General features: G+C 37.1%; 20 protein-coding genes. 16 read left to right on the top strand and 4 right to left on the bottom strand.

Features of this window, described 5'->3' with window-relative positions:
• Positions 1 to 46: 46 nt before the first annotated feature.
• From JHD79_RS05280 to JHD79_RS05260, 5 genes are all read left to right on the top strand, one after another.
• Positions 47 to 268, top strand: coding sequence for a VF530 family DNA-binding protein (locus JHD79_RS05280; protein ID WP_199118165.1), 222 nt, complete (start codon positions 47 to 49; stop codon positions 266 to 268).
• Between the two features lie 11 nt (positions 269 to 279).
• Positions 280 to 1,011, top strand: coding sequence for a ThuA domain-containing protein (locus tag JHD79_RS05275; RefSeq protein WP_199118164.1), 732 nt, complete (start codon positions 280 to 282; stop codon positions 1,009 to 1,011).
• 101 nt (positions 1,012 to 1,112) lie between these two features.
• Positions 1,113 to 1,328, top strand: a complete 216-nt coding sequence (locus JHD79_RS05270; RefSeq protein WP_199118163.1) for a hypothetical protein — start codon at positions 1,113 to 1,115, stop codon at positions 1,326 to 1,328.
• A gap of 141 nt (positions 1,329 to 1,469) precedes the next feature.
• Complete coding sequence (locus JHD79_RS05265) at positions 1,470 to 2,606, top strand: acyloxyacyl hydrolase (RefSeq protein WP_199118162.1); 1,137 nt, start codon at positions 1,470 to 1,472, stop codon at positions 2,604 to 2,606.
• A gap of 9 nt (positions 2,607 to 2,615) precedes the next feature.
• Positions 2,616 to 2,798 carry a hypothetical protein gene (locus JHD79_RS05260; protein WP_199118161.1) on the top strand — a complete coding sequence of 61 codons (183 nt, stop codon included), beginning with the start codon at positions 2,616 to 2,618 and terminating at the stop codon, positions 2,796 to 2,798.
• Here the strand turns inward: JHD79_RS05260 and JHD79_RS05255 are convergent.
• The 3 genes from JHD79_RS05255 to JHD79_RS05245 form a co-directional block, all read right to left on the bottom strand.
• Positions 2,763 to 4,208 (bottom strand): HAMP domain-containing sensor histidine kinase, encoded by a 1,446-nt coding sequence (locus tag JHD79_RS05255; protein WP_199118160.1) that lies wholly within the window; start codon positions 4,206 to 4,208, stop codon positions 2,763 to 2,765. The two genes, JHD79_RS05260 and JHD79_RS05255, sit on opposite strands and share 36 nt — an antisense overlap.
• Positions 4,209 to 4,428: 220 nt before the next feature.
• Positions 4,429 to 5,058 (bottom strand): Pr6Pr family membrane protein, encoded by a 630-nt coding sequence (locus tag JHD79_RS05250; protein ID WP_199118159.1) that lies wholly within the window; start codon positions 5,056 to 5,058, stop codon positions 4,429 to 4,431.
• 158 nt (positions 5,059 to 5,216) lie between these two features.
• Complete coding sequence (locus tag JHD79_RS05245; protein ID WP_199118158.1) at positions 5,217 to 5,600, bottom strand: VanZ family protein; 384 nt, start codon at positions 5,598 to 5,600, stop codon at positions 5,217 to 5,219.
• Positions 5,601 to 5,854: 254 nt separating this feature from the next.
• Between JHD79_RS05245 and rpsL the strand changes: the two genes are divergently transcribed.
• The 4 genes from rpsL (at position 5,855) to rpsJ (ending at position 9,381) form a co-directional block, all read left to right on the top strand.
• Positions 5,855 to 6,268: a 30S ribosomal protein S12 gene (rpsL, locus tag JHD79_RS05240; protein ID WP_010599925.1), complete on the top strand. Its 414-nt coding sequence runs from the start codon at positions 5,855 to 5,857 to the stop codon at positions 6,266 to 6,268.
• Between the two features lie 16 nt (positions 6,269 to 6,284).
• Positions 6,285 to 6,752 (top strand): 30S ribosomal protein S7, encoded by a 468-nt coding sequence (rpsG, locus tag JHD79_RS05235; protein WP_199118157.1) that lies wholly within the window; start codon positions 6,285 to 6,287, stop codon positions 6,750 to 6,752.
• Between the two features lie 58 nt (positions 6,753 to 6,810).
• Positions 6,811 to 8,928: an elongation factor G gene (fusA, locus tag JHD79_RS05230; RefSeq protein WP_199118156.1), complete on the top strand. Its 2,118-nt coding sequence runs from the start codon at positions 6,811 to 6,813 to the stop codon at positions 8,926 to 8,928.
• A 147-nt stretch (positions 8,929 to 9,075) separates the two neighbouring features.
• On the top strand, positions 9,076 to 9,381 hold the full coding sequence (gene rpsJ / locus JHD79_RS05225; protein WP_084237698.1) for a 30S ribosomal protein S10: 306 nt from the start codon (positions 9,076 to 9,078) through the stop codon (positions 9,379 to 9,381).
• A 75-nt stretch (positions 9,382 to 9,456) separates the two neighbouring features.
• Here rpsJ and JHD79_RS05220 read toward each other — a convergent pair whose 3' ends face one another.
• Positions 9,457 to 10,359: a hypothetical protein gene (locus JHD79_RS05220; protein ID WP_199118155.1), complete on the bottom strand. Its 903-nt coding sequence runs from the start codon at positions 10,357 to 10,359 to the stop codon at positions 9,457 to 9,459.
• A gap of 359 nt (positions 10,360 to 10,718) precedes the next feature.
• Here JHD79_RS05220 and JHD79_RS05215 point away from each other — a divergent pair, with 359 nt between their 5' ends.
• The 7 genes from JHD79_RS05215 (at position 10,719) to JHD79_RS05185 (ending at position 23,648) form a co-directional block, all read left to right on the top strand.
• The gene (locus JHD79_RS05215) at positions 10,719 to 13,280 is read left to right on the top strand and encodes a gliding motility-associated C-terminal domain-containing protein (protein ID WP_199118154.1); all 2,562 of its coding nucleotides are present in this window, start codon (positions 10,719 to 10,721) and stop codon (positions 13,278 to 13,280) included.
• A 63-nt stretch (positions 13,281 to 13,343) separates the two neighbouring features.
• Positions 13,344 to 14,234 (top strand): PorP/SprF family type IX secretion system membrane protein, encoded by an 891-nt coding sequence (locus JHD79_RS05210; RefSeq protein ID WP_199118153.1) that lies wholly within the window; start codon positions 13,344 to 13,346, stop codon positions 14,232 to 14,234.
• Between the two features lie 216 nt (positions 14,235 to 14,450).
• Positions 14,451 to 15,044: a sigma-70 family RNA polymerase sigma factor gene (locus JHD79_RS05205; protein ID WP_199118152.1), complete on the top strand. Its 594-nt coding sequence runs from the start codon at positions 14,451 to 14,453 to the stop codon at positions 15,042 to 15,044.
• Positions 15,045 to 15,235: 191 nt separating this feature from the next.
• A complete protein-coding gene (locus JHD79_RS05200) occupies positions 15,236 to 17,269 on the top strand; it encodes a T9SS type A sorting domain-containing protein (protein ID WP_199118151.1) in 2,034 nt (677 codons plus the stop codon).
• Between the two features lie 23 nt (positions 17,270 to 17,292).
• Positions 17,293 to 18,492, top strand: coding sequence for a FecR family protein (locus JHD79_RS05195; protein WP_199118150.1), 1,200 nt, complete (start codon positions 17,293 to 17,295; stop codon positions 18,490 to 18,492).
• Positions 18,493 to 18,596: 104 nt separating this feature from the next.
• The gene (locus JHD79_RS05190; RefSeq protein WP_199118149.1) at positions 18,597 to 22,097 is read left to right on the top strand and encodes a SusC/RagA family TonB-linked outer membrane protein; all 3,501 of its coding nucleotides are present in this window, start codon (positions 18,597 to 18,599) and stop codon (positions 22,095 to 22,097) included.
• Between the two features lie 12 nt (positions 22,098 to 22,109).
• Entirely contained in the window at positions 22,110 to 23,648 is a 1,539-nt protein-coding gene (locus tag JHD79_RS05185) for a RagB/SusD family nutrient uptake outer membrane protein (protein ID WP_199118148.1), read from the top strand.
• Positions 23,649 to 23,891: the final 243 nt, after the last annotated feature.

Here is a 23,891-nt window from a genome sequence, read left to right as displayed (position 1 = left end):
CCTGTTGGCCATTTCACGTGCTTATGACTTTCTGTTATATTTGTGTATGTCCATACAAGAACAAAAAAACAACCCATTACATGGTAAAACCTTAGCGTTTATCGTTACGCAGCTTTTTGAACATTATGGCTGGGCAGAACTGGGCTATTTATTGAGGTTTGAGTGTTTCATTAAAGATCCGAGTATTAAATCCAGTTTAAAATTTTTGCGCAAGCAGGAGTGGGCAAGAAAGAAGGTAGAGAAATTATATTTAGATACTTTTAATTAAAATCCCTAAAGATGAAATTTTTCAAAAAAATATTTTTGCCGCTGTTGTTGTGCTTGTTTTTGACTTCCCCATCTGAAAGTAGGATAAAAATAAGAAAAGCGATATTGATTTTTTCATATACCAAAGGCTATCGACATCAATCTATACCTGCAGGTATTGCTGCGATAAGGAAATTAGGAGAAGAAAATGGTTTTACTGTGGATACCTCTGAAAACGTAGCTTCTTTCACTGAAGGCAACCTGAAGAAATATAAAGCGGTTATTTTTCTTAATCCAACGGGATCCGATGTTTTTAATGAAGACCAAAAACAAGCCTTTAAGAGTTATATCAACAAAGGAGGTGGCTTTGTTGGAATTCATGCCGCAACAGATTTCTGTTATGAATGGGAATGGTATGGGAAAATGGTAGGGGCTTACTTTACTAACCATCCTAAAGTGCAACAAGCTAAATTAGTAGTGGTTAATGCGAAAGATAAGCTTAATAAAGGTTTACCTCAAGATTGGTTGCATACCGATGAGTGGTATAATTTTAAATCTTTTAACAAAGACGTAAAAGTACTAGTTAGGGTAGATGAAGCTTCCTATCAGGGAGGGAAAATGAATAATGACCATCCGGTGGTTTGGTACCAAAACTTTGAAGGGGGTAAGGTTTTCTATACCGCCTTGGGGCATACAGAAGCTGCTTATAAAGATGTTTATTTCTTAAAGCATTTGCTGTTAGGCCTGCAATGGACAATGAAATAAATGGTATTCATTGCATCGATTAACAACTTCATCAAATCTTCATTTTGTAGTTTGAAATTAGCATTGTTAATCAATTAAAAAAAATACTAAAATCAAAGAAAATGAAAACACTTAAAGTATTGACCCTTGCTCTTGTAGCTTTATTTGCTGTTAATGTTGCAAATGCTCAAACCAGTCCAGCAAAAGCTACTGCTAAAACAACTACACCTGCTCCGGCACCTGCTGCTACAGAAAAGGTAGAGGCTAAAAAAGCTGAAAAACCTGCGAAAAAAGCACATAAAAAACAAGAAGAGAAAAAAGCTGAAATTAAAAAATAATTTAATTTTGGGTTTAATTTAGACCTCTGTGGCTTAGGCCATAGAGGTTTTTTTATGCGTGGAAGTTATTTTATACCCACATTTTTATAAGCCAAGTATAAAAATTAAATTTGGCAAAATATTCATACCAACAACCTTTACATGAAAAGTTACCGCTCTAAGGGCAATCGAAGATTAATTGTCGCTTGTTTTTTAACCTCAATATTTATAAATACCCGAGTTTATGCTCAACAAACAGGCAACAGCCTAGAAATAACGCCGCAGGGAACACTAAGCTTATTTTCTGCACAATCCAATAAATTGGAGGGAAAAGCTTTTGGGGCCGAAGTTATTTATCATATCAATACCACAAATAATCCTAGGGCCTGGATGAAGGCCATTAACTTGCAGAGTATCGATCTGATAGCCAACTATAAAAACATGGGCAATATTAAAAGAGTGGCCAATCCTATTGATGGAGAGTTTGGCAATTCGTATGCCTTATTTGCAGGTTTGACCATTCCCTTGTTAAAGGTAGAGAAAGTAAAATTGAATTTTTCTCCAGCTTTTGGCTTTGCCTATGCAGGAGAAACTTGGTTTACCAATGAAAACCCAATTATAGGAAGCCATTTGAATTTTGCTTCAAGAGCGGCGCTAAAAGTAGTCGCACCGCTAACTTCTAATTTTGAAGTTACTGCAGGCTTGGATATTCTGCACTATTCAAATGCCGGGGTAAGGGTGCCTAATAATGGGATGAACATCAGTAGCTACAGCATTGGTGCCATTCATTATTTTAAATCTTCTCAAAAAAATGCGTCAACGGGAGAAGAATCAAGTAAGTATTTAAACAACTATAAAAAGCATACTTTCGATTTAGGGGTGAACATAGGACGTAGAGGGGTTTACAGAAGTAAGGATGGTCTATATAAAACAGGATTTTATGGTGGTTACAACTATAGGTTAAATACGATTATTGGTCTCAGTGCAGGTGTAGATGCGGTATATTATCATTCTATATATGATCCGGCAAGAAATTTAGAAACCTATCAGTCTAACGCAAGTTCTTTTGACAGGTGGCGGGTAGGGGCTGCTATCGGTCCAGATCTATGGATGGGAAAGTTGGCGGTAATGGCCAAGTATGGTTATTATCTTTATTATAACAGCCTTAAACCAATGAATACTTATTGGACTGCAGGAATGAAATACAATTTAAATCACTGGCTGGCATTGCAATCTAAAATATATATACACAATACAGAAGCAGACTATGTCGGTTTCGGCTTGATGTTTACCCAATAACCAATAGCTATGATCAGAGTAAATGAAGAGACGCCAATTGAGGTGCTGAACGACATCAAGAAAGGCAATCTAATTACCGATACCTTCAGCAAGACGGGCTTGGTAGAAAGTGTGGAAACAATGGATGATGGACTTTACCGTATCTACAAGTTTGTTTTAATTACAGGTAGGGAAATTCTGATCAAAAGATAATTCGGAAATGGGAAGTTTGATCGAAAAGGTACTTCCCTTACCAATCTCTGAAGTCAGCATTATATGGCCATCTAATTTGGAGACCATTTCCTTAACGAGATATAGTCCAATTCCACTGCCCTTATTGTGATGGGAAGTGACATAAAATATATCAAATATTTTAGGCAGATGCTGGGTGTCTATACCAATACCATTATCTTCAAATATGATGTGTAGATAGCCGCCCATCGTTTTTGCCGATATCCTGATAAAAGGGTATTCTTTTTGTAGATCGGCATATTTTATAGCGTTTGATATCATATTGGTGCATATGATATTTAACCTAAAAGAATCGATCCCTATGGTTTTTGGCTCTATTTCATATATAATATTTAGCTCATGGCCAATTCCGTAACGTAGATCCTGAACAATAGGCTTTAGAAAAGTGGGCAGGTGTATTTCCTGTATGTCCTCGCTCATTCTCTTGTTTTTAAAGAACTGTATAATCTTTAAGATAAAATCATCTTGCCTGGATAATGTTTGTTTCATCAAGGAAAAATATGTGGTTAATTCTGTCTTTGACGTTTCTGTTTCGGCAAGTGCAATAAGACCTTTTAATGAAGTAATGGGGGTTCTTAGATCATGAGAAACACTGTGGGTAAATAAATCTAATTCCTCATTGGTTTTTTTGAGCTTTTCATTCTGTGCCATGGTGTCTTTTTGCAATTCAGATAATTTATTGATGTATTTGATGGATATTCCAACAATACAAGCAAAAATGATCAGTGCGATTAGGGAGTTGACGATCAGTACTATTTTATTGACCAGCCTAATGTTTTCTCCCAAAACCTCGTCAAATTCATTGCCCTTCTGTGCCAGCATTTCGCTGGTGTCATTTATCCGTCTAATAAATGTTTCTTTTTTTGAAGCGGAAATGATATTGTTAGCTGTTAATTCATGTTCTATTTCCTTGCCAATTGCCTCCAGCCGTATAATCAATAAGTCGGCTTCCTGCCATATTTTTATTGCTTTTTTGAAACGCGACAAAGATTTGAAGCGTTTGTAGACCCATATTATATTACCAACATCTTTAGGATTATTTCCACCTAAAATAAAATGCTGTGCTACTGTACGGTCATCTTGGTGCTGATTGAGGGCAATTCGGGCTAAACTGTCGTTTATGGGAACTTGTAGGTTGTCTAAGAATTGATGGCGATAGGTTTTGTTTCCCGTGAATATATAATTGGTAAGCTGCCGCGATGCTTCTTGTTGGGCTTTCATATAAAATGATTCGCCTGCGGTAAATGCCCTCATGCCATCTATAGCTTTTAATCCGTAGTAATTAACGCTTACTATAAGCAAGATAGAAATGAAGATATAGGTTATATAGTTATATAGGATAACCTTTTTTTGATTTTTGAAAGCGTTCATTCGGGTTAATTATAAGATAACCAATAGTTTGAATGGGGTTGAAGTATGTTATAAAAATAAAAAAGTCTTACCGATTTAGCATACAAAAAAAAGAATAATGGAATGGTGAAGATTAATAATAGGGAAACACGATGATAAGGTGATATACAGTAGGAATAGCCATTAGGTAAAAGCGTTTCTAGGATAGATGAAAATAAAAAATAGCTCGTATTGCTGGCTATTATTTGTAGTTTTCAATTGTTTTGTTCTTCCCTGAAAATCTATTGGTCATTATTAGCAATAGGCTTATTAGTATAAATGCCAAAACGATTAATGCAGTATTTATAAAAACCTTATTGTAGCCTAACTTAGCTACATTTAAAAATGGATAGGGATACCAGCCTGTGTAGTGACCTCGAATTAACGAATAGAACAGATAGGCCAAAGGTAAGATCGTCCAAATGATCCAGCTTTTCCAGTTTAGTTTTCCCTTTGGGATAAAAATAATCCAATATAAGAGATATAAAATAGGTACAGCTACATGTAATAGGTTGTCAGCAAGTAATTGCCAACCAGTTGGTGTCCAAATTCCCCTGAGTACGAGGTTATAGACCAAACCAACTATGAAAATATAAAGCGCAATTGCCGATTGGACATTAACAGATGAAAAGTATTTTCCCAGTTTAGTGGAAGGTGCAATGCCATAGAAAGTAAGGCTAAAAGCTACTATTATATTACTCCATATGGTAAAATAGCTCAAAAAGTTAAGGTAGCTTTCGGTTGTAATGCAGGCTTGCAAAATAACGGCATACCAAGCTAAGGTGCCCAATAAGATACCTGACATTTTTTTGGCTGTAAGAAAGTTTTTCATGAGAATGTGCTTTTAGCTGTAAGTAAATATATAAAAATCAATCCATAGCAGTCAAAATTTTACAAAGTGTTCCTTGCTTTCCAATTATAGGGTCCATAAACTATAATTTGTTTATAAGTAAGTGTATGGGTTTTGTTTGTTGTCTTTTCCGCTAATTATCATTTTTTTTCTTTTAAGGGCGATAGCTTTTTAATCGCCAAAACCCAGCCATAACCAAACAAGCCTCCCAGTATAGAAGCGATAATGTCATTGATATCGAAAACCCTGCCGGGGATAAAGGGTTGTACCAATTCATAAATGATCATTCCAACTACAAAAGACAGTGTTGTTCTTAAAAGCAGTCTGTCTGGTCTAGACATTAAAAGCACTAATGAGCCAAACAGAAGAACTAAAGGGGCTAGGAAATTAGGAAGAGATCCTGCAATTCCAAATTGGAACAAGTGATTTTTGAAGAGATAAGGCCTAAGTTTTAGCTCTTCAAAAGTGGTGAAAGCTAATATTATTGCAAAAGAGAATAGGTATAAACGATATCTATGGGTCATGTGAAGGTTATTTTGGATGTAAGTTCTACTTTTTTTTCGCTATTTCATCCAGTCTTAGTCTATTTGTTGTTCTCTTGGCTTATCTCTACTTTGGATTAACTGAAAATTAAGAAATCGGTCTAATTTAAAAAACTCTCACAAAGCCTTGATTATCATAAATTAAGTTCATACTTTTGCAGTCCCTTAGCGTGGGCTAGAAATAGCTTGGCCGTTAAGGTAGTTTTTAAACAGAAAAGAAAAACAAAAAGCAAGAAATGCCAACCATTCAACAATTAGTTAGAAAAGGTAGAGTAGCACTGGAGTTCAAGAGTAAGTCTCCAGCATTGGACAGCTGTCCACAGCGAAGAGGTGTATGTACACGTGTATATACCACTACCCCTAAAAAACCAAACTCAGCAATGCGTAAAGTTGCCCGTGTACGTTTAACCAATGGTAAAGAGGTGAATGCCTACATTCCAGGAGAAGGTCACAACTTACAAGAGCACTCCATCGTGTTAATCCGTGGTGGTCGTGTTAAGGATTTACCAGGTGTACGTTATCACATCATCCGTGGTGCATTAGATACATCAGGTGTAGCGGGCCGTAACCAACGTCGTAGTAAATATGGTACTAAGCGTCCTAAACCAGGACAGGCAGCTGCAGCACCAGCAAAAGGTAAAAAGAAATAATTAGGAGGAAACAGAAATGAGAAAGTCAAAACCAAAAAAGAGAATTATTCTTCCTGATCCTAAATTCAACGACGTTCAGGTTACAAGATTTGTGAACAACATGATGTTTGATGGTAAAAAATCTATCGCTTATGCTATTTTTTATGATGCAGTAGAAATTGCAGAGAAAAAAGTAGGCGAAAATGGTTTAGAAGTATGGAAACGTGCTTTAACAAACGTTATGCCTTCAGTAGAGGTGAAATCTCGTCGCGTGGGTGGTGCAAACTTCCAGGTACCTACAGAGGTAAGACCAGAACGTAAAATTGCCCTTGGTATGAAATGGTTAATTTCTTACGCTCGTAGACGTGGAGAAAAAACCATGAAAGAAAAATTAGCAGCAGAGATTGTATCAGCAGCTAAAGGTGAAGGTGCAGCAGTTAAGAAAAAAGAGGATACGCACAAAATGGCTGAAGCCAACAAAGCGTTCTCTCACTTCAGATTCTAAGAAAAAATATAACTAATAGGCTAATCTTCTGATTGGCTTATTAGCTAATAAAAAAAAGATGTCAAGAGATTTAAAATTTACAAGAAATATTGGTATCGCTGCCCACATCGATGCTGGTAAGACTACAACTACCGAGCGTATTCTTTATTACGCAGGCGTTAACCACAAAATTGGTGAAGTGCACGAAGGTGCTTCAACCATGGACTGGATGGTACAAGAGGCTGAGCGTGGTATAACCATCACTTCTGCTGCAACTACCGTTTTCTGGAACTACCGTGGCGATAAATACCAAGTAAACGTTATCGATACTCCGGGACACGTGGACTTTACCGTAGAGGTAAACCGTTCTTTACGTGTACTTGATGGTTTAGTGTTCTTATTTTCAGCTGTTGATGGTGTAGAGCCTCAATCTGAAACCAACTGGAGATTAGCTGATAACTATAAAGTGCCTCGTATCGGTTTTGTTAACAAAATGGACCGCTCAGGAGCAGACTTCTTAAAAGTGGTTAAGCAGGTAAAAGAAATGTTAGGTTCTGATGCAGTAGCTTTACAATTACCTATTGGTGCTGAAGATTCTTTTACTGGTGTGGTTGATTTGATCAACAACCGTGGTATCGTTTGGAATGAGCATGATAAAGGAATGACCTTTACCGAAGTGCCAATTCCTGCTGATATGCTTGATGAGGTTGCTGAATACCGTGAAAAATTATTGGAAGCAGTAGCTGGTTACGATGAGTCGTTAATGGAGAAATTCTTCGACGACCCTAATTCGTTAACTGAGCGTGAAATCTTGAACGCTTTACGTGCTGCAGTATTGGATAATTCTATCGTTCCTATGGTTTGTGGTTCATCTTTCAAAAATAAAGGTGTACAAACTATGTTGGATTTAGTAATGGAATTATTGCCTTCGCCAATGGATTCAGAAGGTGTTAAAGGTATAGATCCAAGAACTGATGCTGAAATTATACGTAAACCAGATGTAAACGAGCCATTTGCAGCTTTAGGCTTTAAAATTGCAACTGACCCATTTGTAGGCCGTTTATGCTTTATCCGTGCTTACTCTGGTAAATTAGATGCTGGTTCTTACGTATTGAACACCCGTTCTGGAAACAAAGAGCGTATTTCTCGTATCTTCCAAATGCATGCTAACAAACAAAATCCTATTCCTTTTATTGAGGCTGGTGATATTGGTGCGGTAGTTGGTTTTAAGGATATCAAAACTGGAGATACACTTTGTGATGAGAAACATCCAATTGTTTTAGAGTCGATGAACTTCCCTGAGCCAGTAATCGGTTTAGCTATCGAGCCTAAAACTCAAGCTGACGTTGATAAACTAGGAATCGCTTTAGGTAAATTGGCGGAAGAAGATCCAACCTTTAGGGTAGAGACTGATCAAGAAACTGGTCAAACTGTAATCTCTGGTATGGGTGAGCTTCACTTAGATATTTTGATCGACCGTTTACGTCGCGAGTTTAAAGTAGAAGTTAATCAAGGAGCGCCGCAAGTAGCTTACAAAGAAGCAATCTTCGGAACTACCCAACACCGTGAGGTTTACAAAAAACAATCAGGTGGTCGTGGTAAATTCGCAGACATTCAAGTGGTCATTTCTCCAATTGATGCTGACTATGAAAAAGGTGGCTTACAATTCGTAAATGAGATTGTTGGTGGTTCAATTCCTCGTGAATTTATCCCTTCAGTTGAAAAAGGTTTTGCAGGTGCAATGGCTAATGGCGTATTAGCTGGTTATCCACTTCCTGATATGAAAGTTCGTTTGATTGATGGTTCATTCCACGCAGTCGATTCAGATGCTTTATCATTCGAGCTTGCTGCTCGTATGGCCTATCGCGAAGCATTACCAAAATGTAAACCTACTTTGATGGAACCGATCATGAAGGTAGAAGTATTAACACCAGAAGAAAACATGGGTGACGTAATGGGAGACTTGAACCGTCGTCGTGGTCAACTTCAAGGTATGGATACACGTAACGGTGCGCAAGTTATTAAAGCATTAGTTCCACTTTCTGAGATGTTTGGTTATGTAACGCAATTACGTACCATTACTTCAGGTCGTGCAACATCTACCATGGAATTTGATCATTACGAGGCTGCACCTAAAAACGTACAGGAAGAAGTAATCGCAAAATCTAAAGGTAGAGTTAAAGGATCAGTAGAATAAAAAGTATTTAGTACAAAGTATTTAGTACTTAGTTGCAGAAGGAAAAGACTTTCTATATACTAAGTACTGAATACCAACTACTAAAAAAGATAAATCCACCGCTAGTTATTAATAGCTCTAACTATCGGTTTTAATTAAATAAATAAGATGAGCCAAAGAATTAGAATCAAATTAAAATCTTACGATTATAACTTGGTAGATAAATCTGCTGAAAAAATCGTAAAAACTGTAAAGCCTACAGGCGCAGTAGTTAGCGGACCTATTCCGTTGCCAACAGAGAAAAAAGTTTTCACTGTATTGCGTTCACCACACGTAAACAAAAAAGCTCGTGAGCAGTTTCAATTGTGTGCCTATAAACGTCTTTTGGATATTTATAGCTCAAACTCAAAAACAGTTGATGCGTTAATGAAGCTTGAATTGCCTAGTGGTGTTGAAGTAGAAATCAAAGTATAACGATTTTATACCAGACTAAAAAAAGGTTCCAACAAATTTTGTTGGAACCTTTTTTGTTTTTGAGCTTATTTTAGATTAAAGGTTGATGTTTAGATAGGTTTTAAGATAACTGGCTATCACCTCGGCAAATGATTTGGCAAATAGGGGGCTGCCCGCCTTATCACGAACACCTTTGTAGTTGCTTTCGATCTGCCAGCCGAAAACGTTGGGATATTTTTCTGAAGTATATCTTCTGGTATTGTAGCCACCATTGAAATATTTATCTTCCTCAAGTGGGGCATTATCTTGTTTAGATGGCACTGCTTCAAAACCTGCAGCGGTAATTAAGGTGCCAAATGAATTATCGCCGATTAAAAGTTGATTGATGTCCAATTTTTTATCGATGGCAAGTAAATTGGCTACCGATGACTTGGCAACTAATTTGCTATTTTTAGATGGATTTTTGTCCAATCCCCTTAGTTCATCGGCCGATAGGGTATAACCTAACTCTAAACGCTGCTTGCTATGTCCGTGACCATGTAGATCAATATAAATGGCCTTACCAAACTTTTTGGTAGCTATAGCTAAGGCTGTATCTATATAATCATGGAATTGGTTCCAAGTTTTGTTCAAAGATTCGTTCCCACAAGTTCCTTCCTCTAGGTCTCTATTTTGATCTAAATGTTTTCTCGATAGGTTAGAAATGATAATGAACGGACGAACGTGGTACTTGGCTAAAAAAGCTTTTTCTATTTCTTTGGCCAGTTCAATGGTACGGGTGTCGGTTACCGTGACCGCTCCTTTGCAACTCCTGATAGCAGCATCTGTTAACAAGGTGGTTCCCCCGTGCGGTACGCTAATTATAAGAGGCATATCACCAACCACAAATTCTGTCCATTTTTCTTCGTCAGTGTAGGTTTTTCCAACTTCCCATTTTTGAGCATATGCCATGTTAGCTGCAAATACCAGAAAGAAGAGACTCAGTTTTAAAAGTTTCATTTTATATAATTTTAAATTTTTATTGAAAAGCCTTAAAGCTTTAACAATAGACTATAATAACTGGCTATTGTACCGAAAATTATTAAAATAAAGTAGGGTAAACAGACAGAAATTGACTGCGGATCAAAAAAAATAGATTAAAATGGTCCTGTTTGTTTTTATAACAGTCTATCATATAGTTTTAAGGGATTAAACCTGTAAATGATGAAAAAACGAACGTCTATGAATAGCCGTTGTTTTTGATTAAATATATGTTTGCCTCTTTTTACAATAAACCTAACAAACTAATTAACTAATATGAAACTATCCTTATCTCTCGTTAGGGTGGTTTTATCATCACTAAAAACTAATTATTACAGATGAAAAAACTTTACACATTGCTTTTTTTCTTCTCTCTACTGCTGGTTACAGATGCAATAGCACAGACTATTCGCTATGTTAAAGCCGGGGCTACAGGTAATGGAGCTTCTTGGGCTAATGCTTCTGGGGATTTACAAGCCATGATTAATGCTTCAGCTGCAAACGACCAAGTCTGGGTTGCGGCAGGAACATATTATCCAACCGAACTTGCTGCTGCCACATTAGCAACTGGCACGCCCCCAGCACCAACAACTGATAGAGATAAGTCTTTTATCATAAAGGGGGGTGTTAAGATATACGGAGGTTTTAATGGCACTGAAACAGCGTTAACAGCTAGAAACTATACCGCTAATATTACCATACTAAGCGGCGATTTAGGGGTTATCGGAGATAAATCAGATAATGCATATCATGTTGTTGGTACGCGTAATAGTGTTACCGCAGGTTGTACGCTCGATGGTTTTACCATTCAAGATGGTTATGCCAATGGAGAAGGGAGTGTAAATTTTTCGGGTACTTTATCAATTCCGCAGAATTGTGGGGCAGCAATAGCAAGTAGAGGAACTACAACTGCTGTAGATTATACTAACCTTATTATTAAAAACAATGAGGCGACAGATTATGCAGGTGCTGTCTATCTATATATTTCTGGAACTGGAAGTTATAAGTTTACTAATGTACAGTTTATAGGTAATAAGTCTGGTGGAACGACTTACGGCGCAGGTGCAGTATACTTATATTCAAGTAGTGGTACACCTACAGTTATTTTTAGCAACAATACTTTCAAAGGAAATTCATCTGTGGCTGCCGGTGGTGCTATTTATGCGAGGTCCAGCACCCACTCATTGGTAATAGAGAACAGTACCTTTGAGAATAACACCGTTGCTAATGCTGCTGGAGGGGCTATATACAGTGTCCTTACCGGAAACTTTAATATAACTGGTTCAACATTTTTAAATAATAAGTCTCTAACGGCCAATGCAGGTGCCATTTATTTGGGTACTAATACTAAGGATTGCATCATTGAAAATACAAGGTTTGAGGGTAATGAAGCGGCAACTAGTGCTGGAGCAATTTATTTTTCTTCTAACAGTACAACTCTAAAAAGTAATAAATTCTATAGGAATAAAGCCACCAGTAGTGGAGGTGCTCTTTTCATTTATAGTTTATCAGCATCTTCGGTAAGCTCTCCCATCCTAGTGAACAACATTTTTTATAACAATTCATCTTTATATACTAGTGCATCTGCTACAGCGCTTGCTGGGGGAGGTGCAGTGTTTGTATCATCTAATACAGCCCCTACCATTATTAACTCAACTTTTTACGGAAACTCCGCGACTTATAAAGGTGGAGCTGTTGTAGCTGGATATGGCACATCATTAGTTAAGATATACAATAGTATCGTTTATGCAAATACAGCTGCGATAGATGGCCCTGATTTGATTAATTTAGCAGCAGGCACCAATCTAGAGGTAAAACATACCATAACGCAACAATATGGACAGGATGGTGTAAATGGAAATATGGTGGGCATTAATCCAGAATTTGATAGCGAAGATGTAAACAATCCCGATTTTCTTCAATTACAACAAATTAGCCAGGCAGTAAATGCTGGGGAGAATACTTTTGTCCCATCAATAATAACTACCGATATTTTAGGCAACAATAGGATAGCTCATGGAGTGGTAGATTTAGGCGCAATAGAGTATAATGGCCCTCTTGCCGATCCTTTAAAAGTTTACATTGACGAAAATAGCCCGCAAGGTACGCGAGTAGCCAGTCCAACTACAAATCTGACAGGTACGATTACATGGGCAATTATTGCGGGAAACTCAAATGATGCATTTGCGATCAATCCAGCTACAGGGGTCATTGTGGTAAACAATAGTGCTGCAATAGATTATGAAACTAAGAAATTATTTAGTTTAAGATTGAAGCCCGTTAATAATTTAAATGAAGATGAAAATGTATATGTTCAAGTATACATTAATAATTTAATGGAAGATCCGGGGGCACCTGCTGTGGCCAATGTAGTAAATGGTGTATTAACCAGTTATAGACCTAAATTGAGTGGATTAGGAGAGCCATTAAGTACGGTTACTATCTATGTTGATGGTGTAGCCTATCCTACAACCACAACAACGAATGCTAGGGGCGTTTGGAACTTTAACTTTGTTGAGGAACTACGTGCTGGTCTTCGCACTTTTTATGTTGTTACTAGCGAACCTACTTTGGGAACAAGTAACCCGAGCGGAAAAGTATCAGTGACCTTGAAATTATATAGCGGCCAACTGACACCAAATAATATCTTAACGCCAAATGGAGATGGCAAGAATGATCTTTGGGTAGTTGAAAATCTTACATTGATGTATCCTAAAAACGAAGTGATGGTATACAATAAGGTAGGAAAGGTAGTGTTTAGAAAAAATAACTATCAAAATGATTGGGATGGTACCTATAATGGTGGTGTACTTGATACTGGTAGTTATTACTACGAAATCAATATCGGAGCCGGACTTAAGCCAATCAAAGGAACCATTACCATCATAAAAGGTAGATGACCTGCTTCCCAAAACCATTATTAGACTAAATAATTTTAACCATATATGTTTAACCAAACATCAATGAAAAGAAATAGAATACTTCTATATAGCACTGCAGTTTATGCTGTAATTCTTTTAGGTACCCTAAAACTTAATGCACAGGTGAGCCCACCGATATCCATGTATTTTTTAAACGAATATTTATATAATCCTGCTGTTGCAGGGAAAAGACAAGGACTGAATTTGGGGCTGTCTTATAAAAATAATCTAACAGGAAATAATGGCCAGTCGGTTGCAAATACTGCAACACTTGATTATGGAAAAGGAAAGAATGGATTTGGCTTATATGTTAATACTGATAAGGATGGATTAATCAATGTAAATAGGTTTGCTGCTTCCTATGCCTATAATTTGCAACTATCCGATAAAGGAAATTTAAGGTTTGGTATTTCGGCTGGAGTAAGTTCTTTAGAGATCAATGCCGCCAATATTATTGGACAAGTAGATGATCAATTGGTACAGCAATTTAATGATCAGGGTTATATTTTTGATGGTGATTTTGGTGTTCATTATGCTAACGATCACTTAAGCTTAAGTGCGGTTGCTCCTAATTTAAGAAGCGTGTTTTACAGTGAAGAGGTGAACGATGGCTATAGCTATAGCACATTTTATTTTTCTGCAGCGTATAAACTGTTGGAGGGTCCGGTAACCTTAACTCCAAAAATATTCTATCGTGGATTAAAAGGATACGATAATATTATCGACGCTGGTGTGAATGCACAGTTTTCTGAAGATAAATTTAACTTGATGGCTTTCTACCATAGCAGTAATAGCCTGTCATTTGGATTAGGTTATAATGTGTTGAAAAAATATCAAATGCAAGCATCTTACACGATGCCCATTAACAGTAACCTTAAAAAATACACCTATGGGGGGGTAGAATTGGGGGTTAAGCTTAACTTTTCAAAATAACCTAAGGTCAAGTATAAAGAACAGCCTCTTGAAAAGGGCTGTTCTTTTATGTAATTGATTATCTTTTTAACATTAATGTTTCAAAAAAATTAAAACTTATAAAATTTTCTTTTGATTAATAAATAAGATTGTTAATTTTATTCAACCTAAACAGACAAACTAACCGTAATATATCTATCTCTAATGGATTGTTCGGTTCATACTTGAATAATTTTAATGGCTTTATACGATTTAACAGCAGAAAAACTATTGTTAAAGGAGATTTCGGATGGAAATTCTTTGGCTTTTAGTAAAATGTTTAGCCTTTACCGAGCTAAGATATTGTCTTTCGTTGATTCATTTGTGCACAGTAAAGCAGATGCAGAAGAAATTGTTCAGGAGACCTTTTTGGTAATCTGGCAAAACAAAGAGAAATTATTGGCCATAGAACATCCCCGGAATTATATTTATACCATTGCCAGAAATAAGACTTACGATTATCTTGCCAAGATTAGCAGAAATGAAAAAATGGTAAATAATGCCTGGATCAATACCTCTATATCGTTAAATAATATTGATGAGCAGATTAACCTAAAGGAAAGTACTTTGCTGATATCTAGGATTCTTCAAACACTGTCTGTTCAGAAACAGGAAATATTTAACATGAGCAGGTACCAAAATATGAGCCATGAAGAAATTGCCCAAACAGTAGGTTTGTCTAAGAGCAGGGTAAAGAATGTCATCGTTGAAGTATTGAAGCACTTGAAATACCATATTTCCAGACATAATAACATCCTTTATTTTATGCTGTTTTGGAAGTTTTTCTTATAACAACCATTCTTTATTAATAGTATTGAATCTGTTTTCGTAAAAGTAGGTTACTTCATATTTTAAGGCAGTTAGTACCCTTCCCTTAACTTTCTTGCCAAGTTTTAAAGTTTTTTGAAAAAAATCGGTTTTAAACGGTCCGTCTGTTTGTTTGGTCAGTCTATATAAGCAACAACAAACCTAAACCAACTTTTATGAAAAAACTTTACCTTATTTTTATCTTTCTCGCTCTCACCTCTTTGTCGCTTTTTGCACAAACAGTCAGATATGTAAAACCTTTAGCAACGGGAACAGGAGATGGTTCATCTTGGACCAATGCCTCGGCAGATCTACAGGGTATGATCAATGCATCCGCATCTGGAGACGAAGTTTGGGTGGCCGCAGGGACCTATAAGCCTACGGAGAAAATTTCTTCTACTTTAGTTGATGGAACCACATCGACTACAGATAGAGACATGGCGTTTATTTTAAGGACTGGTGTCAAAATATATGGAGGATTTCTAGGTGACCTTTCAGAAGTGTCATTGAACAATAGAAACTACATATCCAATATTACAATATTGAGTGGAGATTTAGGCGCAATTGGCGATAAAACAGACAATGCTTATCATATAATAACGGCTAGGATAAGTGATAATGGCACAGAAAAAGCTATTTTGGATGGTTTTACTATTCAAGATGGCTATGCAAATGGTACAGGAACAGTAACTGCTGGGCTTGATTTGGACCAAAATCAAGGAGCTGCTATCAATTTAAGGGGTTCAGCAGCTTCAGGTAAGATAGAATTTCGCAATTTGATGGTTAAGAATAATGAAGGTACGGGAGCAGGAGGTGCTGCTTACTTATATACTTCTGGATCAGGAATATTACTGTTTAATAATGTTCAATTCTTAAGTAATAAAAGTGGGACTTCTGGAGGGGCAATTTACATTACTAGGGTATCTGGTACAACTAATACACCTAGTTTTACGTTAGAAAGTTGCACTTTTTCTGAAAATGAGGCTGCTTCTACATCAGGAGCTATATATTATTCTAATAGTTCTACAGGTTTGCTAAATATTCTCAATACAAAATTTTTAACCAATAAATCAAATGGTGGTGTAGGCGGGGCTATATATTTGGCTTCTGGAATTGCAAACATATATAATGGTTTGTTTTACAACAATGAAAGCAGTTCAAGTGGAGGGGCAGTATATGTTTCGGCTGGAAGCTCAGGGGTAATGACAACCGCCACGATTATAAACTGTACTTTTTACCAAAATAAGGCCTCCAATGGTTCTGGTGGCGCGATATCTTTTTTTGCCAATGCGGCAAATTCTACAATAGCGCTTTATAATAATATATTTAATGGCAACATTTCTACAAGTAATTATGCAGATATAAGGGCTTCTGTTACTGCTATCCTAACCTTTAAAAATAATCTTTTTCAGGTATATGCAATGACCGCCGGTTCGGATGATTCCTTTTCAAACAATATAGTTAATGCATCTCCTACGAAATTATTTGCTAGTACAAGTTCAAGTGATGTAAATTTCTTAAGGTTGGTTGAAGGTGCAGCTACGCAAAAAGGAGATAATGCCCTAATTCCTGTGAGTATTACTACAGATTTGGGTGGAAACCCACGTATTGCTGATGGAGCTGTAGATTTGGGGGCATATGAATTTCAGGGTACCTTGCCGGTAACTTTCGAATACTTTAAAGCGAAAAAAGAGGGTAGTAGTGCTATTCTAAGTTGGAAAACACTGAATGAAAGTAATAGCCAAAAATTTACTTTAGAGAGAAGTTCTTCTTTAAATAATTTTACAGTCATTAAAACTATCGCTTCTATAGGCAATACCGACGAGGCTAGCTTATATAATTATACAGATTCAAGGCCATTGTCAGGTACAAATTATTATAGACTAACGCAATACGATAATGATGGCAAACCTACAATTTTAGGGATAGAGGCCTTAACTTTTGGCATCAATAGCGAAAAGACCACTATATATCCCAATCCAGCTAATGCCTATGTATGGGTAAAATCACCATCTTCATTAGATGGTATCATTTCCCTAAATCTGATATCTTTGACCGGAAAAATAGTACTGACCAAGAGTTTTGCTCAGGTAGGTTTACGTGAAAATGTAAAGTTAGATTTAGCTGGAATACCAACGGGGGCTTATATCCTATGGATTAACAAAGGTGGAGCTCATGCCCAGAAGCAAACTTTATTGGTGGTGAAGTAAAAGCAACCATTAAAAAATATAAAATGAACAATCAAGAACATCAGATGCAGGCAGACGAAAACAAAAGGTTAAATGAACTTTTTCAGAAGTATATAGCTAAAACTATAAGCCGGGAAGAGTACATAGAACTGTTTGCTTACATCAATGATCCAGATACCAAAGAAAGGGTGTTGTCCTTTATGGACGAGCACAATAAACAGGTTCAATCTGATGTTCAGGTTCATGAAATAGACTGGGATGCCATGTATGCCAATATTACCCAACAGAAAAGCCGTATGGTTACAAAATATACTGCCATATGGAAATATGCAGTTGCAGCTATGTTGTTTTTAATTGGTGGATTTACCTTGTTGCATATTTCTAGCTCAAAAGAAAATAGTAAAAAAGTTGCGCTTTCGTACCGTAATGATGTGGTTCCCGGAGGAAATAAAGCAACCTTGACCTTAGCTGATGGTTCTAAGATCATATTGGATCAACATGCAAAGGGGGAATTGGCTAGCGAAGGGGATATCATGATCGAGAGAGACCATAACGGACAGGTGGTTTATCGGGTAAAGAATAGTGATACGAAAGATGAAATACAGAAGATAAACACCTTGTCAACACCTGCAGGTGGTGTTTTTAGCGTGGTCTTATCTGATGGAAGTAAGGTATGGCTAAATGCATCTTCCGCTATTAGGTTCCCTGCTGCTTTTGCAAAAGATGATAGAAGAGTGGAGATTAAAGGTGAAGCCTATTTTGAAATAGCAAAAGATAAAACAAGACCATTTTATGTATTGAATGGTAGTTCAGAAATTAAGGTATTGGGTACACATTTTAACGTAATGGCATATCCAGATGAATATCGATCTGAACTTACCCTACTTGAAGGTTCGGTACAATTTTCCAAAAATGGACATTCAGAGATACTAAAACCTGGAATGCAAATTTTATATACGGAAAATACGAAAGAGACGAAGCAGGTAGAGGCCAATATCGAAGAGGTAATGGCTTGGAAGAACGACCTTTTTGTATTCAACAATACCAATATTGACGAAATTATGAAAGACTTGACCAGGTGGTACAATGTTCAGGTAAAGTATGAAGGTGATAAACCAGATATTTCCTTTACCGGAGTTATACCTAGAAATTCAAATGTTTCGAAGGTGCTTAAAGCATTGGAATCAACTGGAGACGTTAGGTTTGGCATTGATAACAATGTAATCACCTGCATGAAAAAATAAGAAAAGAAAAAGCTTTTCCTGGCGGCAACCAGGAAAAGCAAAATTCAGGCTTAAAAAAATAATAACGAGAACACTATTTATCCTAAACCCTTATGTACAAATGTATGAAAGAAAAAATACATTGTAGATTGTCTGGTTCTATTTTTAGAGCCGATTTTTCGACCAAACAAAAACTACTATTAAAAAAAGCCTTATTGGTTATGAGAATCATTGCCATCATTGTGTTTGTTTTTGCCCTACATGTAAGTGCCAAAACATCAGGCCAAAATGTAAGCATTAAAAAACAGAACGTTACTTTAAAAGAAGTGTTCAGGGAACTTCGTGTCCAAACTGGTTATTACTTTATTTACAACAGTAAAGAAGTGCCAGATAAAAAGATCGTTTCAATGAATTTTTCCAATGCACCCATCGATGTCGTATTAACAACATTGTTAAAGGGAATGTCATTAAATTATACCATTGAAGACAAGATCATTTCCCTTAAACCGATTTCTGTACGTGAAACGATAAATACGGAGGATAATGTAGTTCAGCAGGATAGGGTAATTAGCGGTAAAATTACAGATGAAGAAGATGGATCGCCTTTATTTGGTGTATCCGTAAGGGTAAAGGGATCCCAAGCAGGTACCATCAGTACCGCAGAAGGTAATTTCTCTTTAAATGTTAAGGCTAGCGACAAAATATTGCTGTTAACTTATATTGGTTATGTAACCAAAGAAGTTCCACTTACGGCACTTATCAAATACGAAGTTACTCTGGTAAAGGATAGCAAACAATTGGACGAGGTGGTTATTGCATTTGGGACTTCTACAAAAAGTGAATTGACCAACTCTGTGACAAAAATTTCTGCCAAAGATATTGAGCAAAGACCTATCAGTAACTTGAATTCTGCCATTGTAGGTGCCTCTCCTGGTGTGCAAACTACAGCAGGTAGCGGACAGCCGGGCGAAGGACCGGATATCAGGATTAGAGGTTTTGGTTCTATAACGGGAGATAATGCTCCTTTGTATGTGCTAGATGGCGCTCCTTATGAAGGGGTGATCAGCAACATTAATCCGGAAGATATTGACAATATTTCAATTTTAAAAGACGCATCGGCAACCGCACTTTATGGGGCAAGGGCTGCCAATGGTGTAGTTTTAATCACAACCAAAAAAGGAACAAGTGGTAAAAACAATATTACAGCAAAGCTAACACAAGCTTTTTCAGAAAGAGGTTTACCAAACTATGAGACTTTAAATACTTATGAGTATTTCCCTGTGGTTTGGGAAGCTTTGAGAAATGGTACATTAGGCACCAGTACTAATCCGGTGGATAGTGTTAATGCAGCTAATACGGCTACACTAGGATTAAAGGGGTATGTGGGATGGAACCCTTTTAATGTGGCAGATGATGAGATTGTTTTAGCAAATGGGAGATTGAACCCAAATGCCAGATTACTATATCCTGATGACCTAAGTTTTGGAAAGGAACTGCAGAGACTGGGCATGAGGACCGATATGTCTGTTACCTTAAGCGGAGGCTCTGCTAAAACAGACCATTATGTCTCTGTCAACTACTTGGATGAGAACGGCTATGTAAAAGGTTCCGATTTTAAACGTTTTTCGGGCAGGTTAAGAGTAAATTCAACACCAAGAGACTGGCTGAAATTTGGATTGAACGTATTTGGTAATTATACCAAATCAGATCAGGCCAATGAAAGTAGCGGTATCAATGAAAATCCTTTTTATGTCGATTTAATACTTGCTCCTATATATCCCGTTTTTAAGCACGATCCGATAACGGGTGCTTATGTTCTTGATGCGCAGGGAAACAAGGTGTATGATGTGGGAGATTACAGACCATTGTTTACTGGTAGGAATGTAGTCTATGAAACATTGTACAATATCAATCAGGTTCGTAGAAACTCGGTGAATGCAGTAACAAATGTAGAAGCTAAGTTTTTAAAGAATTTTAAGTTTACCTCGAATCTAAGTGTAAACTTAGGTAATTATAGAAGTAACGTTTATGATAATAGCGTGATGGGAGATGCTGTAGGTGTTGGGCGTACTACTCGCGTGAATAGCACAAGCTACTATCTGAACTTTAACCAATTATTAAATTGGACAAAAAACATTAACGGACATAAAGTTACCGTATTGCTAGGTCATGAAAATTATTGGAGCTACTATGATTACCTAAGTGGTGCCAAGAGAAGTGAAGGGATAAGTGGATTGTCAGTTTTAGATAACATGACCACTACAACTGGCTTAGGGTCTTACGATAGGGATTATAAAACTGAAGGCTATTTCTCGAAATTGGATTATAGTTATAAAGGAAGATACCTACTCTCCGGATCATTTAGACGTGATGGATCGTCAAGGTTTCACCCAGATTATCGCTGGGGTAATTTCTGGTCGGTTAGTGGTGCCTACAATATAGATCGGGAAGCTTTTTTCAAAGTGAAATGGATCGACCAGTTGAAAGTGAGAGGCTCGTATGGAGAAGTAGGTAACGATCGTACAGGTTCTTATTTTACTTATCAGACCCTATATACCTTAGGTTATAATAATGGAACGGAGCCAGGGATGATATTTGGACAATTAGGGAATGATTCCCTAAGATGGGAAACGAATATGAATGCCGATGTGGCTTTGGAATTTTCTGCACTTAAGAATAGGGTAGGAGCTACCATTGAATTATTTAGGCGCCAATCTAAAAATCTATTGTTTGATGTAAATATGCCATTAACTTCAGGGGTATTGACACGTGAAGATAACTTTGGAAGTATGCGCAATCAGGGAATAGAGGTACAGTTGACGGGAGTTCCTATAAAGACTAAGAATTTTAATTGGAATATAGATATAAACTGGACCAAGTTCAGCAATAAGATACTTTCATTACCATCGTCATACGAAGGCCGTATCAATGTGACCAAAAAATATCAGACTGGTCAGTCTATGTATGAATATTGGTTAGATGATTGGGCTATGGTAAACCCTGCAACAGGTACAAATCTTTATAGGCCAGAAAAAGGTAGCGATGTGCCAACGGCAAGCCAGGTGATCATAAATGGAGATACTTTGTCATCCAGTAGTACCTATGCAAGACAGTATTTTGCTGGTAGTGCCATACCCGATTTCTTTGGTAGCATAAACAATACCTTTACCTATAAAAACTGGTCTCTGCAAATGTTGTTTATCTATCAGGTGGGTGGATATACCTATGATAATGACTATCAGTCTTTAATGTATAGGGGAAGTACTTCTTCCTCTACCAATGGTAGGGCCCTGCATAAAGATATGCTACAACGTTGGCAAAAACCGGGAGATGTAACAGATATCAATAAACTCACCAATTCGACTTCTTACTTATCCCAAAGTGACCGATGGCTGATAAAATCCGATTATCTAAATCTTAGAACAGTAGCGCTAACCTATAACCTGCCTAAAAGGTTCTTGTCTAGGTTAAAGCTAACCAATGCAAAGGCATATGTGAATGGAGAGAACATCTTCATTACTTCTAAGAGAAAAGGTTTAGATCCAACACAAACTTATACGGGGTCGGCATCTTATACCTATGCACCTTCTCGTATTATTAGTTTTGGCCTTAATTTAACATTATAAGTATTTAATACAATGAAAAAATATATTCCATATCTGATATTAACCCTTCTATTTTTTAGCTTGGGTTCATGTAAGAAGAGTTATTTAGATACAGAACCTTCGGATCAGATTTCTTCAGATAAACTGTTCGATAATATCAATAATGTAAGGGTGGCACTTAACGGTGTATACAGATTACTTTATATGCAATATTCTGATCAGGAACAGGATGGCCATGCAGCCATTATGATTGTGATGGATTTTATGGGCGAAGATATTGTACATACTGCGGCGGGAACGAGCTATTTTAGGGGAGCCTACAAATGGACCGATCATCGTGCAGCTACTAATGATCTGCCGTATTTTTCTTATCGGATGTACTATCGTGTAATTGCTAATATTAATCGCATATTGGATGGCATTGATACGGTACCAGGCGCTACTGATGCAGAAAAAAATCCCATCAAGGGTGAATGCTTAGCCTTAAGGGGGTGGGCACATCACATGTTGGTACAGCTTTTTGCAAAAAGATATAATGTTGTAAATGGAGTTCCAGCTAATAATGACGCTTCTGGTAAACCGAATCTAGGAGTGCCCATTATGACCACATATTCTGAAGCGCCACAACCACGAGCTACAGTAGAAGAGGTATATACACAAATTAATAAGGATTTAGATCAGGCGATTATTTATCTAACAGGTGCATCGGCCAGAGGTATATATAGGACCCATGTGGATGTTAGCGTAGCAAAGGGTTTTAAGGCTAGGGTAGCTTTAACCCAGGATAAATGGGAAGATGCCGCAAAATATGCACTTGAGGCACTTCAAGGGTATCAATTAATGTCAAATGCAGCATACTTGGATGGTTTTACCGATATGAAAAATTCTGAGTGGATGTGGGGCGCACATCAATTGCCTGAGCAATTGCCTACTTATGGGTCCTTTTATGCTTATATGTCTTCTAATTTTAATTCGGCACATACCAGGCCAAATCCCAAAAAAATTAATCAAATATTATATGGCGAAATTTCCAATACAGATGTTAGGAAAAAACTTTTCTGCAATAATGTGAATGATTATCTAAACTTTCCTGGAGTAATCAACGCCGGTACCGGATTGTCAGAACCTTCACAAGTTAGGGCATTATACATGCAAAAGAAATTTGTGGTTTCCGATCCTGCCGTTAGTGCCGGTGATATTCCTTTTATGCGTGCAGCTGAAATGTACTTGATCGCAGCAGAAGCAAAAGCACATCGAAGTTTAAATGTAGAAGCAGAAGCCATCCTTAAAACACTGGCCATTAACAGAGATCCTTCATACGAAACGCCACAGGATCTTTCAGGCATATTGGAAATCATTCTAACTCAAAGAAGAATTGAACTATGGGGCGAAGGTTTCCGTTTTCTGGACTTGAAGCGATTAGACAAGACATTGAATAGAAATGGTACGGGAACAACCTCTACATTGGCTACATCGGCATCAATGGAAGTGCCTGCTGGAGATAACAGGTGGCAGTTTTTAATTCCAAGACGAGAAATACAGGCCAATCCATATATGGTTCAAAACGACTAAAGTAAATATAATAAGTTAGTTGATAATAAGTTTTCTGATGGGGTCTGTGATAATTATCGGACCCCAAATGAAAGCCTATAGACTAAAATTCAAATAAATAGCTCATTATTAACTGTTTAAAATTTAATAAGCTGATGAAAAAAATCAAGTTAAGTTTAGCTCTCCTAGGTGTCTTGGGAACTATTTCTGCTCTGGCTTTTACGCTGTCTCTTATACACATCTCCGAGCCCACGAGACCTGCGT

Source organism: Pedobacter sp. ASV28 (assembly GCF_016428855.1).
Lineage (GTDB): Bacteria > Bacteroidota > Bacteroidia > Sphingobacteriales > Sphingobacteriaceae > Pedobacter.
Note: the sequence above shows the minus strand (reverse complement) of the source record. Positions and strands in the feature narration are given on the sequence as shown.

What these genes read in the sequence shown, in the direction of transcription:
- JHD79_RS05280 (WP_199118165.1), top strand. Translation starts at nt 47, where the DNA reads ATGTCCATACAAGAACAAAAAAACAACCCATTACATGGTAAAACCTTA.
- JHD79_RS05275 (WP_199118164.1), top strand. Translation starts at nt 280, where the DNA reads ATGAAATTTTTCAAAAAAATATTTTTGCCGCTGTTGTTGTGCTTGTTT.
- JHD79_RS05270 (WP_199118163.1), top strand. Translation starts at nt 1,113, where the DNA reads ATGAAAACACTTAAAGTATTGACCCTTGCTCTTGTAGCTTTATTTGCT.
- JHD79_RS05265 (WP_199118162.1), top strand. Translation starts at nt 1,470, where the DNA reads ATGAAAAGTTACCGCTCTAAGGGCAATCGAAGATTAATTGTCGCTTGT.
- JHD79_RS05260 (WP_199118161.1), top strand. Translation starts at nt 2,616, where the DNA reads ATGATCAGAGTAAATGAAGAGACGCCAATTGAGGTGCTGAACGACATC.
- JHD79_RS05255 (WP_199118160.1), bottom strand. Translation starts at nt 4,208, where the DNA reads ATGAACGCTTTCAAAAATCAAAAAAAGGTTATCCTATATAACTATATA.
- JHD79_RS05250 (WP_199118159.1), bottom strand. Translation starts at nt 5,058, where the DNA reads ATGAAAAACTTTCTTACAGCCAAAAAAATGTCAGGTATCTTATTGGGC.
- JHD79_RS05245 (WP_199118158.1), bottom strand. Translation starts at nt 5,600, where the DNA reads ATGACCCATAGATATCGTTTATACCTATTCTCTTTTGCAATAATATTA.
- rpsL (WP_010599925.1), top strand. Translation starts at nt 5,855, where the DNA reads ATGCCAACCATTCAACAATTAGTTAGAAAAGGTAGAGTAGCACTGGAG.
- rpsG (WP_199118157.1), top strand. Translation starts at nt 6,285, where the DNA reads ATGAGAAAGTCAAAACCAAAAAAGAGAATTATTCTTCCTGATCCTAAA.
- fusA (WP_199118156.1), top strand. Translation starts at nt 6,811, where the DNA reads ATGTCAAGAGATTTAAAATTTACAAGAAATATTGGTATCGCTGCCCAC.
- rpsJ (WP_084237698.1), top strand. Translation starts at nt 9,076, where the DNA reads ATGAGCCAAAGAATTAGAATCAAATTAAAATCTTACGATTATAACTTG.
- JHD79_RS05220 (WP_199118155.1), bottom strand. Translation starts at nt 10,359, where the DNA reads ATGAAACTTTTAAAACTGAGTCTCTTCTTTCTGGTATTTGCAGCTAAC.
- JHD79_RS05215 (WP_199118154.1), top strand. Translation starts at nt 10,719, where the DNA reads ATGAAAAAACTTTACACATTGCTTTTTTTCTTCTCTCTACTGCTGGTT.
- JHD79_RS05210 (WP_199118153.1), top strand. Translation starts at nt 13,344, where the DNA reads ATGAAAAGAAATAGAATACTTCTATATAGCACTGCAGTTTATGCTGTA.
- JHD79_RS05205 (WP_199118152.1), top strand. Translation starts at nt 14,451, where the DNA reads ATGGCTTTATACGATTTAACAGCAGAAAAACTATTGTTAAAGGAGATT.
- JHD79_RS05200 (WP_199118151.1), top strand. Translation starts at nt 15,236, where the DNA reads ATGAAAAAACTTTACCTTATTTTTATCTTTCTCGCTCTCACCTCTTTG.
- JHD79_RS05195 (WP_199118150.1), top strand. Translation starts at nt 17,293, where the DNA reads ATGAACAATCAAGAACATCAGATGCAGGCAGACGAAAACAAAAGGTTA.
- JHD79_RS05190 (WP_199118149.1), top strand. Translation starts at nt 18,597, where the DNA reads ATGAAAGAAAAAATACATTGTAGATTGTCTGGTTCTATTTTTAGAGCC.
- JHD79_RS05185 (WP_199118148.1), top strand. Translation starts at nt 22,110, where the DNA reads ATGAAAAAATATATTCCATATCTGATATTAACCCTTCTATTTTTTAGC.